The 13,527-nt window shown below is 70.2% G+C and carries 11 protein-coding genes; 9 read left to right on the top strand and 2 right to left on the bottom strand.

The features are described 5' to 3' along the window. The first annotated feature begins 39 nt into the window (after window positions 1–39). The 9 genes from KSO98_RS03620 (at window position 40) to whiA (ending at window position 11,284) form a co-directional block, all read left to right on the top strand. Window positions 40–477: a Rieske (2Fe-2S) protein gene (locus tag KSO98_RS03620; RefSeq protein ID WP_225283545.1), complete on the top strand. Its 438-nt coding sequence runs from the start codon at window positions 40–42 to the stop codon at window positions 475–477. 16 nt (window positions 478–493) lie between these two features. Further along, window positions 494–2,455: an excinuclease ABC subunit UvrC gene (gene uvrC, locus KSO98_RS03615; RefSeq protein ID WP_225283544.1), complete on the top strand. Its 1,962-nt coding sequence runs from the start codon at window positions 494–496 to the stop codon at window positions 2,453–2,455. Further along, the gene (gene rapZ / locus KSO98_RS03610) at window positions 2,455–3,348 is read left to right on the top strand and encodes an RNase adapter RapZ (protein ID WP_225283543.1); all 894 of its coding nucleotides are present in this window, start codon (window positions 2,455–2,457) and stop codon (window positions 3,346–3,348) included. The genes uvrC and rapZ overlap by 1 nt, the downstream gene beginning before the upstream one ends. A 2-nt stretch (window positions 3,349–3,350) precedes the next feature. Next, a complete protein-coding gene (locus KSO98_RS03605) occupies window positions 3,351–4,352 on the top strand; it encodes a gluconeogenesis factor YvcK family protein (RefSeq protein WP_225283542.1) in 1,002 nt (333 codons plus the stop codon). A 139-nt stretch (window positions 4,353–4,491) separates the two neighbouring features. Next, window positions 4,492–5,817 (top strand): ABC transporter substrate-binding protein, encoded by a 1,326-nt coding sequence (locus KSO98_RS03600; protein ID WP_225283541.1) that lies wholly within the window; start codon window positions 4,492–4,494, stop codon window positions 5,815–5,817. 9 nt (window positions 5,818–5,826) lie between these two features. Then, window positions 5,827–6,858 (top strand): carbohydrate ABC transporter permease, encoded by a 1,032-nt coding sequence (locus KSO98_RS03595; protein WP_225283540.1) that lies wholly within the window; start codon window positions 5,827–5,829, stop codon window positions 6,856–6,858. After that, window positions 6,855–7,742 carry a carbohydrate ABC transporter permease gene (locus KSO98_RS03590; protein ID WP_225283539.1) on the top strand — a complete coding sequence of 296 codons (888 nt, stop codon included), beginning with the start codon at window positions 6,855–6,857 and terminating at the stop codon, window positions 7,740–7,742. Before KSO98_RS03595 ends, KSO98_RS03590 begins: the two co-directional genes overlap by 4 nt. A gap of 103 nt (window positions 7,743–7,845) precedes the next feature. Further along, on the top strand, window positions 7,846–10,245 hold the full coding sequence (locus tag KSO98_RS03585) for a beta-xylosidase/alpha-l-arabinosidase (RefSeq protein ID WP_225283538.1): 2,400 nt from the start codon (window positions 7,846–7,848) through the stop codon (window positions 10,243–10,245). 55 nt (window positions 10,246–10,300) lie between these two features. Continuing rightward, window positions 10,301–11,284 (top strand): DNA-binding protein WhiA, encoded by a 984-nt coding sequence (gene whiA, locus KSO98_RS03580; RefSeq protein WP_225283536.1) that lies wholly within the window; start codon window positions 10,301–10,303, stop codon window positions 11,282–11,284. Between the two features lie 24 nt (window positions 11,285–11,308). Here the strand turns inward: whiA and KSO98_RS03575 are convergent, their stop codons facing one another. Continuing rightward, entirely contained in the window at window positions 11,309–12,289 is a 981-nt protein-coding gene (locus tag KSO98_RS03575; RefSeq protein ID WP_225283534.1) for an acetylxylan esterase, read from the bottom strand. Continuing rightward, on the bottom strand, window positions 12,289–13,338 hold the full coding sequence (locus KSO98_RS03570) for a LacI family DNA-binding transcriptional regulator (protein WP_225283533.1): 1,050 nt from the start codon (window positions 13,336–13,338) through the stop codon (window positions 12,289–12,291). Before KSO98_RS03570 ends, KSO98_RS03575 begins: the two co-directional genes overlap by 1 nt. Window positions 13,339–13,527 lie beyond the last annotated feature (189 nt).

Below are 13,527 nucleotides of genomic sequence, written 5' to 3'. Positions count from 1 at the left end.
CGTAGCGTGACGTTTCAACCATTTTCGAGAGGATCTGTCGTGATCGAGCAGAAGATCAGCCGTCGTCATGTCATCGGCGGTGCGACCGTGGCCGGCGTCGGCGTCCCCCTCCTGGCCGCGTGCGGCTCGGGCGACAGCATCGCCTCCGACAACGGCGCCGGCTCCGGCAGCACCGGTAGCACCGGCGGCCCGGTCACCCTCGGCCCGACCTCCGACGTCCCGGTCGGCGGCGGCAAGATCTACGCCAACGCGAACGTCGTCGTGACCCAGCCGACCGCGGGTGACTTCCAGGCGTTCAGCGCCACCTGCACCCACCGCGGCTGCCAGGTCTCCTCGATCACCGCGGACACCATCGACTGCGGGTGCCACGGCAGCAAGTTCTCCCTCAAGGACGGCTCGGTCGTGACCGGCCCGGCGACCCAGCCCCTGGAGAAGGCCACCGTGAAGGTCGACGGCACCAACATCGTCGAGGGCTGAACGTAAACTCGGATCCGTGCCAGACCCCCGTACGTACCGCCCTAAGCCGGGGGAGATCCCGACCGATCCCGGGGTCTATCGCTTCCGCGATGCCAAGGGCCGGGTCATCTACGTCGGCAAGGCCAAGTCGCTGCGCCCACGGTTGACGTCCTACTTCCAGGACATCATCAACCTCCACCCCCGCACCGCCACGATGGTCACCACCGCGGCCAGCGTCGAGTGGACCGTCGTCAACACCGAGGTCGAGGCGCTCGCGCTGGAGTACTCCTGGATCAAGGAGTACGACCCGCGGTTCAACGTGAAGTACCGCGACGACAAGTCGTACCCGTGGCTCGCGGTCACACTGAGCGACGAGTTCCCTCGCGTCATGGTCGGGCGCGGCGCGAAGCGCAAGGGCACCCGCTACTTCGGCCCGTACGGACATGCCTGGGCGATCCGCGAGACCGTCGACGTGCTGCTCCGGGTCTTCCCGATGCGCTCCTGCTCCAACGGCGTCTTCAAGCGCAGCCAGCAGATCGGGCGCCCGTGCCTGCTCGGCTACATCGACAAGTGCAGCGCGCCCTGCGTCGGCAAGATCAGCCCCGAGGACCACCGCGCGATCGTGCAGGACTTCTGCGACTTCATGGGCGGCCAGACCGCGGGCTTCCTGCGCCGCATCGAGAAGGAGATGTACGCCGCCAGCGACGAGCTCGACTTCGAGCGCGCCGCCCGGCTGCGCGACGACCTCGGTGCGATGAACCGCGCCCTGGAGAAGCAGGCCGTCGTGCTCGGCGACGGCGCCGACGCGGACGTCATCGCGCTGGCCGAGGACCCGCTCGAGGTCGGCGTGCAGATCTTCTACGTGCGCGGCGGGCGGATCAAGGGCCAGCGCGGCTGGGTCGCCGACCGCGTGGAGGAGGGCGAGACCCCCGAGCTCGTCGAGCACTTCCTGCTCCAGCTCTATGTCGGCGAGGACGCGGAGGCGATCCCCCGCGAGATCCTCGTCCCGGCGCTGCCGCCGGACGTGGCGACGATGGAGACGCTGCTCAGCGACGTGCGCGGCGCCAAGGTCTCCATCAAGGTGCCGCAGCGCGGCGACAAGAAGACCCTCCAGGAGACGGTGGCGACCAACGCCAAGCAGGCCCTCGCGCTGCACAAGACGAAGCGCGCCTCCGACCTCACCACCCGCAACCGGGCCCTGGAGGAGATCCGCGACGCCCTCGACATGGAGGAGGCGCCGCTGCGGATCGAGTGCTACGACATCTCCCACCTGCAGGGCACCGAGATCGTCGCCTCGATGGTGGTCTTCGAGGACGGTCTGGCCCGCAAGAGCGAGTACCGCCGCTTCATCATCAAGGGCCAGGACGGCTCCGATGACGTGAAGGCGATGCACGAGGTCATCACCCGCCGCTTCCGGCGGCTGCTCGACGAGCAGGCCACCTCCGTCGCCGACCCCGAGGGCGGCCCGATGCTGGTCGACCCGGAGACGGGCCGGCCCCGCAAGTTCGCGTACGCCCCGGGCCTGGTCGTCGTCGACGGTGGCGCGCCCCAGGTCGCGGCCGCCGTACGGGCTCTCGACGAGCTCGGCATCGACGACATCCCCGTCGTCGGCCTGGCCAAGCGGCTGGAGGAGGTCTGGGTGCCCGGCGAGGAGGACCCCGTCATCCTGCCGCGGTCCTCGGAGGGTCTGTACCTGCTCCAGCGACTGCGCGACGAGGCGCACCGCTTCGCCATCACCCATCACCGCGGCCGGCGCAGCGCCACCATGGTGGAGAGCCTGCTCGACGACGTGCCCGGGCTGGGGGAGGTGCGGCGCAAGACGCTGCTCAAGCACTTCGGCTCGCTGCGCAAGCTCAGGGCCGCCACGGCCGAGGAGATCGCCCAGGTGCCGGGCATCGGACCGAGCACCGCGGCCGCGATCAAGGACGCCGTCGCCGAGTCCGCCAAGTCGCCTAGGGTTTCGGTGAACGTCACCACCGGCGAGATCGAGGAGATCTGATGACCGACACCGGCCCCGACCCCCAGGAATCCGTGGCGGCAGGTGAGGTCGTCGTCGTCACCGGCATGACCGGCGCCGGGCGCAGTACGGCGGCCAAGGAGCTCGAGGACCTCGGCTTCTACGTCATCGACAACCTCCCGCCGAGCCTGCTGCCCGACGTGGTGAGCCTGGTCGACGCCTCCCAGGGCAGGCAGCAGCCGATCGCGGTCGTGGTCGACGTACGCTCCGGCGCCTTCTTCTCCCAGCTGGTCGACGCGATGGCCCATGACGTGCTGGGCCGCCAGTCCACGCTGCTCTTCCTCGAGGCGGCCGACGACGTCCTCGTCCGGCGTCAGGAGGCCGCTCGACGGCCGCACCCGCTCCAGGGCAAGGACCGGCTGCTCGATGCTCTGCAGCGCGAGCGGGTCGTGCTGGGGGAGCTGCGAGCCTCGGCCGACCTGGTCATCGACACCAGCGCTCTCAACGTCCACCAGCTCACCGACCGCGTCACCCAGGCCTTCGGGACGCCCGAGCGCACCCGCCTGTCCGTGACGGTGATCAGCTTCGGCTTCAAGTACGGCATCCCGGTCGACGCCGACTACGTCGCCGACATGCGCTTCCTGCCCAACCCGCATTGGGTGCCCGAGCTGCGCGCCCACAACGGCACCGACGCCGACGTCGCGGAGTACGTGTACGCCCAGCCGGGCGCGCAGCAGTTCCTCGACGACTACGTCAAGGTGCTCGCGGGCGTCGCACCGGGCTACCTGCGCGAGGGCAAGCGCTTCATGCGGATCGCGATCGGCTGCACCGGCGGCAAGCACCGCAGCGTCGCCATGTCGGAGGAGATCGCCCGCCGCCTGCGCGCGCTCGGCCACGACGCGGCCACGTCCCACCGCGACCTGGGCCGGGAGTGAGCATGGCGCCGATCCCCGGGGCCCAGCCGGGGCCGCCGGGCGGCGGGCGGGCGCTCTCGCTGGTCGCCTTCGGCGGCGGACACGGCCTCTTCGCCTCCCTGTCCGCGCTCCGGATCCTGCTCGAGGAGGTCGTTCTCGACGAGCTCACCGCGATCGTGACGGTCGCGGACAACGGCGGCTCGTCGGGACGCCTGCGCGGCGAGTTCGGCGTCCTGCCGCCCGGAGACCTGCGGATGGCTCTCGCGGCGCTGTGCAGTCACGACGACTGGGGCGTCACCTGGGCCAACGTCCTGCAGCACCGCTTCAACGGCGACGGCGAGATGAACGGCCACAACCTCGGCAACCTGCTCATCGTCGGCCTGTGGGAGCAGCTCGGCGACCACGTGGCCGCCCTGGACTGGGTGGGCAGGCTACTCGGCGCCCACGGCCGGGTCCTGCCGATGGCGCTCGTGCCGATGGACATCACCGCAGAGGTACGCGGACTGGACCCCTCCGCGCCCGACCGGCTGACCACGGTGCGCGGGCAGGTGGAGGTCGCCACCACCGACGGGACGATCGACTCGATCGCCCTGGAACCGGCCGATCCGCCTGCGGCGCCGGAGGCGCTCGAGGCGATCGCGAGCGCCGATTGGGTCGTCCTCGGCCCCGGCTCGTGGTTCTCCTCGGTGATGCCGCACCTGATGGTCCCGGCGCTGCGTCAGGCGCTGGTCGCCACCGGTGCCCGGGTCCTGGTCGTGCTCAACCTGGCCGAGCAGGCGGGGGAGACGCAGGGCTTCGGCCCGGCTGACCACCTGGGAGTGCTGTGCGCGCACGCTCCCGACGTCACCATCGACACCGTCCTCGCGGACGCGGAGATGGAGGGCCTGGACGCCCTGCGGGAGATGACCGATGCGATCGGTGCGCGCCTGGTGATCGACCGGATCGCGATGGCGGACGGTTCACCGCGGCACGATCCGGTCCTCCTCGCAGCCGCGTACCAGCGAGTTCTGACGTCGGAGTACTAGCGGCTAGAGGGTGTGACCGTCGTCGCAAAGTTGTTTGCGAAAACGTTATCGATAACGATTGACATCGCCCCTCGTGCTTGAGAGGCTTCCATGCGTTGTGGCGTGCGACACACGCCGACCTGACTCAACGAGGTGCTTGATGTCTTTCATCCCCCTGCAGACCAAGCGGGCGGCCTTCGCCGTCGCCGCTGCCGGTCTTCTTCTCACCACGGCTGCCTGTGGCGGCTCTGACAACAGCTCGTCCAACGCTGCTGGCGGCGACAAGGGCGGCTCCGGTGCGGTCACGATGACGCTGTGGACCAACTCCACCACGGGTCCGGGCGTCGACTTCTTCAAGAAGGCCGCGGACGACTTCCACGCGCAGAACCCGAACGTCACCATCAAGGTCCAGAGCGTCCAGAACGAGGACTACGACGGCAAGATCCAGACCGCGCTCCAGGCCGGTCAGGGCTCCGCTCCGGACATCCTGTTCCAGCGCGGTGGCGGCAAGATGCTCGCGATGGTCCAGGCCAACCAGCTGAGCCCGATCACGCCGTCGTCGGACGTCACCACGAACATCAGCGCCGGCGTTCTGTCGCCGTTCCAGGTCGACGGCAAGACCTACGGTCTGCCGACCTCCCTCACCCCCGAGGGCATCTGGTACAGCAAGGACGTCTTCAAGAAGGCCGGCATCACCTCCACGCCGACCACCATCGACGAGCTCGCCGCCGACGCGAAGAAGCTCAAGGCCGCCGGCACCCCGCTGGCCGTCGGTGGCAAGGACGGCTGGCCGGCCGCCCACTGGTACTACATGTTCGCCATCCGCGACTGCAGCCAGGACGCGCTCAACGCCGCTGCCACCAGCGCGAAGTTCGACGACCCGTGCTTCAAGCAGGCCGGTGTGGACCTCGGCAAGTTCATCGCGACCGACCCGTTCGAGGCCGACGCGTTCAACATCGCTGCCCAGGGTGCCGCCTCCGCGACCGCTGGTCTCCTCGCGAACCACAAGGTCGCCGGCGAGCTCATGGGCGCGTGGGAGCCGGGCGTCGTGGGTGACCTCACCCCGAACAAGAAGCCGCTGCCGGACCTGGGCTACTTCCCGTTCCCGTCCGTCCCGGGTGGCCAGGGTGACCAGTCGGCGATGATGCAGGGCTCCGACGGCTACTCCTGCTCGGCCTGGGCGCCGAAGGAGTGCGGTGACTTCCTGAACTTCATCGAGACGGCCGACAACCAGAAGGCCTACGCCAAGGCGTTCGGTGCGATCCCGGCGAACGCTGCCGCGCAGACCGACGTCACCGACTCGGCCACGAAGGACGCCCTCACGGCGGCCAGCAACGCCAAGTACTCGGTGCTCTTCCTCGACACCCTGTTCGGACAGACCATCGGTGGTGCGCTGAACACCGCCGTGGTCAACTTCATGTCGGGTCACAACAACGACCCGCAGAGCATCGTTGACGCGGTCAACAACGCTTCCTCGAAGGGCTAATGGCAAGTCATGAGTGACACTCCCCAGGCCCCCTCGGCTCTGGAGAGCTCGCTCGACGGCAACACCACGGTGATGGGCGGCACGAACTCCGTGTCGCCCATGACCGCCGTCGGTCGGGCTCCTCGCCAGCGCACCAGCTGGCGCGAGCGCTTCGAGATCACCCTGTTGTCGGGACCGGCGATCCTGGTCTTCCTCGCCTTCGTGATCGCCCCGGTCGTCGCCGCGTTCTACTACGGCTTCTACCGCTGGAAGGGCTTCGGGCCGCCGACCGACTTCATCGGGCTGCACAACTACAAGGTCATCCTCACCGACCCCGAGTTCCACCGCGCGGTGCTGCACAACTTCGAGATCCTCGCGCTCTCGCTGCTGATCCAGGGGCCGCTCGCGATCCTGCTGGCGCTGCTGCTGAACCGGAAGATGCGTGGCCGCTCGGTCATCCGCGTGCTCGTCTTCGTGCCGTGGGTCGTCTCCGAGGTCATCGCCGGCACCGGCCTCGGCCTGATGCTCCCGGTCAACGGCGCGATCAACGCTCTCCTGACGAACATGCACATCTTCGGTGACGTCAAGATCCAGTGGCTCGGCCCGCACATGGCGCTGTGGACACTGATGGCGATCCTCACCTGGAAGTACCTCGGCTTCGCGATCATCCTGCTGATGGCCGGTCTCCAGAACATCCCCGAGGAGCTCTACGAGGCGGCCTCGATCGACGGTGCGAGCTACTGGCAGCAGCAGCGACGGATCACCCTGCCGCTGCTCGGCCCGACGATCCGGATCTGGGCCTTCCTGTCCATCATCGGCGCCCTGCAGCTGTTCGACCTGCCGTGGATCGTCTGGGGCGAGTTCAACGTCGACCGCGACGGCATCTCCACGATGGCGACCTACATGGCGCACTACGGCCCGCGTACGGGTCTGTACGGCTACGGCAACGCGGTCGCGGTGGTGCTGTTCATCATCTCGATGATCGTCGCCGTGCTCTACCAGCGCCTCGTGCTCAGTCGCGACGTCGACGGTGCAGTGACTGACGGAAGGAAGAAGCGATGACCACCGCATCCCTCGAGGCGCCGCGCGCCAAGAAGAACCGCTCGGCCCAGGGCGGCAGCAAGCCCAAGGACCCGTGGGGCAGCCCGGCGGTCTACTTCATCGCGCTGGTCGTCGTCGCGCTGACCGTCGCGCCGGTGGCCTACATCGTGCTCGGCGGCTTCCGCGACAACTCGCAGATCACGGTGGACCCGGCCGGGTTCCCGAGCCCGTGGCGTCCCGAGACGTACGCGCACATCCTGCAGTCGTCGTCGTTCTGGCACCAGTTCCTCAACTCGACCATCGCGGCGCTGTTCACCGCCGTCCTGGTGATCGCGCTCGGCCTCAGCGCCAGCTACGTGCTCGCCCGCTACAAGTTCCGCGGTCGCGGCCTGATGTTCGGTCTGTTCGCGGCCGGTCTGATGTTCCCGATCACGGTGGCGATCACGCCGCTGTTCATCCTCCTGAACAACCTGCACCTGACCAACTCCCTGATCGGCGTCATCCTGCCGCAGGTCGCCTTCGGCCTGCCGACCACGATCATCATCCTGGTGCCGTTCCTGCAGGCGATCCCGGAGGAGATCGAGGAGGCCGCGGCCGTCGACGGCTGCAGCCGCCTGAGGTTCTACTTCAAGATGGTCCTGCCGCTGTCGCTGCCGGGAGTGCTCACCACCGGCATCCTCACCTTCGTGGCGAGCTGGAACAGCTACCTGCTCCCGCTCTTCGTCCTCAGCGACACGAACTCGTTCACGCTGCCGCTGGGCGTCCAGCAGTTCCGTGGCGTGCACGGCTCCGACACGGCCGCGGTGCTCGCGTTCACGTCGCTCTCGATGATCCCGGCGCTGCTGTTCTTCACCGCGTTCGAGCGCCGCATCGTCGGCGGCCTCCAGGGCGCCGTCAAGGGCTGACCCCACGTGCCGGGTGCCCCCGTCCCCCCACCGGGGCACCCGGCACGGGCCGTCTTCGGCCCGTACCTCTTCTTCACGCTCGCAACCTGAAAGAGCTCCATTCGTGACCTCCCATTCTGTGGCGATGCCGCGCGTCTCCGACCGCGTCGCCGACCTCCATGCCCGCATGACCCTCGAGGAGAAGCTGGCGCAGATCGTCGGCTACTGGCTCGACCACGGCGGCGAGGTCGTCGCGCCGATGGCCGGCGAGATGAACAACTCGCGCGAGGGCTCCAAGCTCTCCGAGATCACCGAGCACGGCCTCGGCCACTACACCCGCGTCTACGGCACCCGTCCGGTCGACCCCGCCGAGCGCGCCGCCTGGCTGTGGTCGGAGCAGAAGCGCCTCATCGCCGAGACCCGACTCGGCATCCCGGCCCTGGTCCACGAGGAGTGCCTCACGGGCCTCGCCGCGTGGAAGGCCGCGACGTTCCCGACGCCACTGGCGTGGGGCGCCTCCTTCGACCCCGAGCTCGTCCAGGAGATGGCCGAGCGGATCGGCGCCGACATGAAGGGCCTCGGCATCCACCAGGGCCTCGCGCCCGTCCTCGACGTCATCCGTGACCCCCGCTGGGGCCGTACCGAGGAGGCCATCGCCGAGGACCCGTACGTCGTCGGCACGATCGGCACCGCGTACGTCAAGGGCCTCCAGGGCGGCGGCGTCCACGCCACCCTCAAGCACTTCGTCGGGTACTCCGGCTCCCGTGCGGGCCGTAACCACGCCCCGGTCTCGGCCGGCCCGCGCGAGCTCGCCGACACCTTCCTCCCGCCGTTCGAGATGGCGCTGCTCGACGGCGGCGTCAAGTCCGTGATGGCGTCCTACAACGACATCGACGGCGTCCCGCAGCACGCCGACGCCGACCACCTGACCGGCATCCTGCGCGACCGGTGGGGCTTCGAGGGCACCGTCGTCGCCGACTACTTCGGCGTCGCGTTCCTCACCGTCATGCACGCCGTCGCCGCCGACCGAGGCCGCGCCGCCGCGCTGGCCCTCGAGGCCGGCGTCGACATCGAGCTGCCCAGCGGTGACGCCTACCTCGAGCCGCTGATCGCACTGATCAAGGCCGGCGAGGTCGACGAGGCGCTCGTCGACCGGGCCGTCCTGCGCGCCCTCAAGCAGAAGGAGGAGCTCGGTCTCCTCGACGACGAGTTCACCGCCACGCTCGGCGCCGCGCCCACCGAGATCGACCTCGACTCGCCGCGTCACCGTGAGATCGCGCGCCGTCTCGCCGCAGAGTCGCTCGTCCTGCTCGCCAACGACGGCACCCTGCCGCTGCCCGCCGACGAGATGCCGGGCAAGGTCGCGATCATCGGCCCCAACGCCGACCGCGCCGAGGCTCTGATGGGCTGCTACTCGTTCGCCAACCACGTGCTGCACGGCAAGCCGGAGTTCGAGCTCGGCATCGACGTCCCGACCATCGCCGAGGCGCTCCGCGGCTCCCTTGCCGGCTCCGAGGTCACCGTCGTCGAGGGCTGCGCCGTCGAGGGCGATGACACCTCCGGCATCCCGGCAGCCGTCGCGGCCGCCAGCGACGCCGACCTCGCGATCGTGGTCGTCGGGGACCAGGCGGGTCTCTTCGGTCGCGGCACCGTCGGCGAGGGCAACGACGCCGACTCGCTCGACCTGCCCGGCGTGCAGCGCGAGCTGGTCGAGGCCATCACCGCCACCGGCACCCCGGTCGTCCTGGTCTTCGTCACCGGTCGCCCGTACGCCATCGGCTGGGCCTTCGAGGGCGACCACGCCCCCGGCGCGATCCTGCAGGCGTTCTTCCCCGGTGAGGAGGGCGGCGCGGCGATCGCCGACGTCATCACCGGAGCGACCAACCCCTCCGGCCGTCTGCCGGTGAGCCTGCCGCGCGCCTCCGGCGCCCAGCCGTACTCCTACATCCAGCCGCTGCTCGGCGGCCCGTCGGAGGTCACCTCGACCGACCCGACGCCGATCCGTCCGTTCGGCTTCGGCCTGTCGTACACCTCCTTCGCCTACAGCGGCCTGAGCGCCTCGGCGTCGGCCGCGACCGACGGCGTCTTCGACGTCACCGTCACGGTCACCAACACCGGCGACGTGGACGGCACCGACGTGGTCCAGCTCTACGGCCGCGACCTGCTCGGCTCGATCGTCCGCCCGGTCTCCCAGCTGCTCGGCTACCAGCGCGTCGCGCTGGCGGCGGGGGAGTCGGCCACGGTGACGTTCGCGGTGCCGACCACCCGGTTCGCGTTCACCGATCGCTCGCTGACCAGGGTCGTCGAGCCCGGGGACGTCGAGGTCTGGGTCGCCGCGTCGGCGGGCGAGAAGGTCGACACGGCGGTCGCCGAGGGCATCGCCGACAGCGACACCGCCTCCGACTCGATCGCAGCCCCGGCCAAGGGCGCCGACGTCGAGCGTGCGATCGTCACCCTCGCCGGCGACGTCCACCGCGTCACCACCGCCGATGCCCGCGTAGTGACGGCGACCATCTTCCGTTGACCGTTTCCAGCCTCTGGGTCCGAGGGTCGTTGACTGACGTGGGAGACTTCCCGGCATGGCGATGACGGGACAGGTGAAGGCCGAGCTCTCGAGCACCCAGATCACGAAGACGTGCTGCCGCAAGGCCGAGGTGGCCACGACGCTGCGCTTCGCGGGCGGCCTCCACATCGTCAACGGCAGGATCGTCGTCGAGGCCGAGCTGGACACCGGCGCGGCCGCACGACGGCTCCGCAAGGACATCGCCGAGGTCTACGGCCACACGGCCGAGGTCGCGATCGTGCAGGGCAACGGCATCCGCAAGGGCTCGCGCTACATCGTGCGGGTCGTCAAGGACGGCGAGGCGCTCGCGCGACAGACCGGTCTGCTCGACCAGCGCGGTCGTCCCGTACGCGGGCTGCCGCCGGCCGTCGTGGCCGGCGCGGCCTGCGACTCGGTCGCGTCGTGGCGCGGGGCCTTCCTCGCGCACGGCTCGCTGACCGAGCCGGGCCGCTCGAGCTCGCTCGAGGTGACCTGCCCCGGTGCCGAGGCCGCGCTGGCGCTCGTCGGCGTCGCCCGTCGCCTCGGGATCCAGGCCAAGGCCCGCGAGGTGCGTGGCGTCGACCGGGTCGTCATCCGCGACGGCGACGCCATCGGCCAGCTCCTCACCCGCCTCGGTGCGCACGAGTCGCTGATGGCGTGGGAGGAGCGGCGCATGCGCCGCGAGGTCCGCGCCACCGCCAACCGGCTCGCGAACTTCGACGACGCCAACCTGCGCCGCTCGGCCCGTGCGGCGGTCGCCGCCGGCGCGCGCGTCGACCGGGCGATGGAGATCCTCGGCGACGAGGTCCCCGACCACCTCAAGATGGCCGGCGAGCTCCGGCTCGAGCACAAGCAGGCCTCGCTCGAGGAGCTCGGTCAGCTGCACGTGCCGCCGCTGACCAAGGACGCCATCGCCGGCCGCATCCGTCGCCTCCTCGCGATGGCCGACAAGCGTGCCGACGAGCTGGGCATCCCGGACACCGAGGCGTCCCTGACGCCGGACATGCTCGTCGACGACTGAGGTCGGCCGCCGGTCGCGGCGCCGTCAGGGACCGAGGGTGGCCTTGAGCCAGCTCACCTGGGCGCGGGTGTGGAACGCCCCGCCGCCCTCGTGGTCGTTGAACTCGTAGACCTGGATGCGCTTCTGGCCCGCGTACGCGTGGTAGGCGGCGAAGACCGTCGACGGCAGACAGATGGTGTCCATCATCGCGACCGAGAAGAGGGCCGGGGCGCTCGCGCGCTTGCCGAGGATCGCCGCGTCGAAGTGCGCCAGTGTCTCGAAGGCCTGCTTGGTGCGACCGCGGTGCGCTCCGAGATAGCGGGCGACCTCGGCGTACGGGTCGCCGGGGGAGAGGTCGACCGCGCGCCGGAAGTGCGAGAGGAACGGGACGTCCGGCATCACGGCGACGACGTGGGGCGAGAGTGCCGCGACGCCGAGGGTGATGCCGCCGCCCTGGCTGTGGCCGGTGACCGCTACCCGGGACGCGTCGACGGCGTCGTGGGCCCGGAGCACCTCGACCGCTCGGAACGCGTCGACGAAGACACGACGGTAGAAGTGCTCGTCGGGGCTCTCGATGCCCCGGGTGAGGAAGCCGCCCTGGGACGGTGCGCCGCCGTTGCCGGGGTCGGGGGTGTCGCCGTTGGTCCAGCCGCTGCCCTGGCCGCGGGTGTCCATCACGAGGTGCGCGTAGCCGGCCTGGGCCCAGAACGTGAACTCGTGCGGGAGACCGCGGCCGCCGTTGTAGCCGTGGTACTGCACCACGCCGGGCAGTGCCGCATCACCGCGCAGGGGCGCAGCCGGCAGGTGCAGCCAGGCCTTGATCGGATGACCGCCGAAGCCGGTGAAGGTGACGTCGTACGTCTCGATCGTGGTGAGCACCGTGTCGACGCGCGTCGTCGTGACGTCGAGCGCGATCCGTGCGGCCTCGGCCAGCGTGCGACTCCAGAAGGCGTCCAGGCCGGCAGGCTCCGGCAGCTCCTCGCGCCACTCCCACAGCTCGGCGAGCGACAGGTCGATGCGCGGCATCAGCCGAGGCGGACGGAGCCGGGCACCAGCGCGGGCGCAGCGGTCGAGGCGCGGGGCACGAGGCGGGTGTCGAGTCGGACGTGGATGCCCGAGGGCACCGGGGCCAGGTCGGCGGCGTGCAGGCGCTCGATGAGGAGCAGCGCGGCGCGGCGACCCATCTCACGGATCGGCTGCTCGATCGTGGTCAGGCCCGGCGTGCACATGGCCGCGTCGGGCACGTTGTCGAAGCCGATGACCGAGAGGTCGTCGGGCACCCGGAGGCCGAGGGAGCGGGCCACGTCGATGGTGGCCAGGGCGGTCGCGTCGTTCGCCGCGAAGACGGCGGTCGGTCGCAGACCGGGAGGCATGGTCAGCAGCGCGTGCGCGCTCTCGCGCGCGATCGCCGGGTCGTAGCCGCCGGGGACGAACTGGAGACCGCTGCTGGGCAGGTGAGCGTCGCTGAGCGCGGCCCGGAAGCCGTCCTCGCGCAGCTGGGAGGACATCAGGTCGGGGCGACCGGTGACCATCGCGATCCGGCGGTGCCCGAGGGCGAGCAGGTGCTGGGCGGCGAGGTAGCCGCCGCGGGAGTTGTCGGAGTCGACGGTGGGGATGTCGGAGCGGCCGGCGTGCGGGTCGACCGCGACCACCGGGATGTTGGCGACGACGTCGGTCACGGTCGGGGTGACCAGGACGGCGCCGTCGATCAGGGTGCCGCTCAGGCGGTTGAGGTGGCGGCGCTCCCAGCCGACGTGCTCGCCCAGGCGGGCGGCGCCGGCGTAGGCGACCAGCTCGTACTCGGTGCCGCGCAGCACGTCGGCGACACCCTTGAGGACCTCGGCGCTGAACGGCTCGAGGTCGGCGACCAGGACGCCGATGACGTTCGTCTTCTGGTTGCGCAGGCTGCGGGCGACCAGGCTGGACTCGTAGCCCAGGTCCGCGATGACGCCCCGTACGCGGTTCGCGGTGGCCTCGGAGACGCCGTAGCGATCGTTGAGCACCTTGGAGACTGTGGCGACCGAGACGCCTGCCGCCTGTGCGACCTCGCGGATCGTTACCCGGGGCGGAATCATAGCCTGACAGTACCTATCGAAATCGATATCGACAACGGTTTCGGCGCTTGACCGTCATGAAACGTACGCATCCGCACGGTTGTGCTCTGCGCCACTCTATCTCACCGTTGGATCGTGCCAGTGGCTACCGGCCCGTAGGCACCGGCAGACTCGGTAGGGTCGACCGCGGGTCACCGAAGGCCCGCATGA

Origin of the sequence: Nocardioides nematodiphilus (assembly GCF_020216525.1) — a bacterium.
GTDB lineage: Bacteria > Actinomycetota > Actinomycetes > Propionibacteriales > Nocardioidaceae > Nocardioides > Nocardioides nematodiphilus.
The sequence above is the reverse complement of the archived record's forward strand: the minus strand, read 5'-3'. Positions and strand labels throughout refer to the sequence as shown.

Coding starts and splice junctions, on each gene's coding strand:
- rapZ (WP_225283543.1), top strand. CDS start 2,455: ATGACCGACACCGGCCCCGACCCCCAGGAATCCGTGGCGGCAGGTGAG.
- KSO98_RS03605 (WP_225283542.1), top strand. CDS start 3,351: ATGGCGCCGATCCCCGGGGCCCAGCCGGGGCCGCCGGGCGGCGGGCGG.
- KSO98_RS03600 (WP_225283541.1), top strand. CDS start 4,492: ATGTCTTTCATCCCCCTGCAGACCAAGCGGGCGGCCTTCGCCGTCGCC.
- KSO98_RS03595 (WP_225283540.1), top strand. CDS start 5,827: ATGAGTGACACTCCCCAGGCCCCCTCGGCTCTGGAGAGCTCGCTCGAC.
- KSO98_RS03590 (WP_225283539.1), top strand. CDS start 6,855: ATGACCACCGCATCCCTCGAGGCGCCGCGCGCCAAGAAGAACCGCTCG.
- whiA (WP_225283536.1), top strand. CDS start 10,301: ATGGCGATGACGGGACAGGTGAAGGCCGAGCTCTCGAGCACCCAGATC.
- KSO98_RS03575 (WP_225283534.1), bottom strand. CDS start 12,289: ATGCCGCGCATCGACCTGTCGCTCGCCGAGCTGTGGGAGTGGCGCGAG.
- KSO98_RS03570 (WP_225283533.1), bottom strand. CDS start 13,338: ATGATTCCGCCCCGGGTAACGATCCGCGAGGTCGCACAGGCGGCAGGC.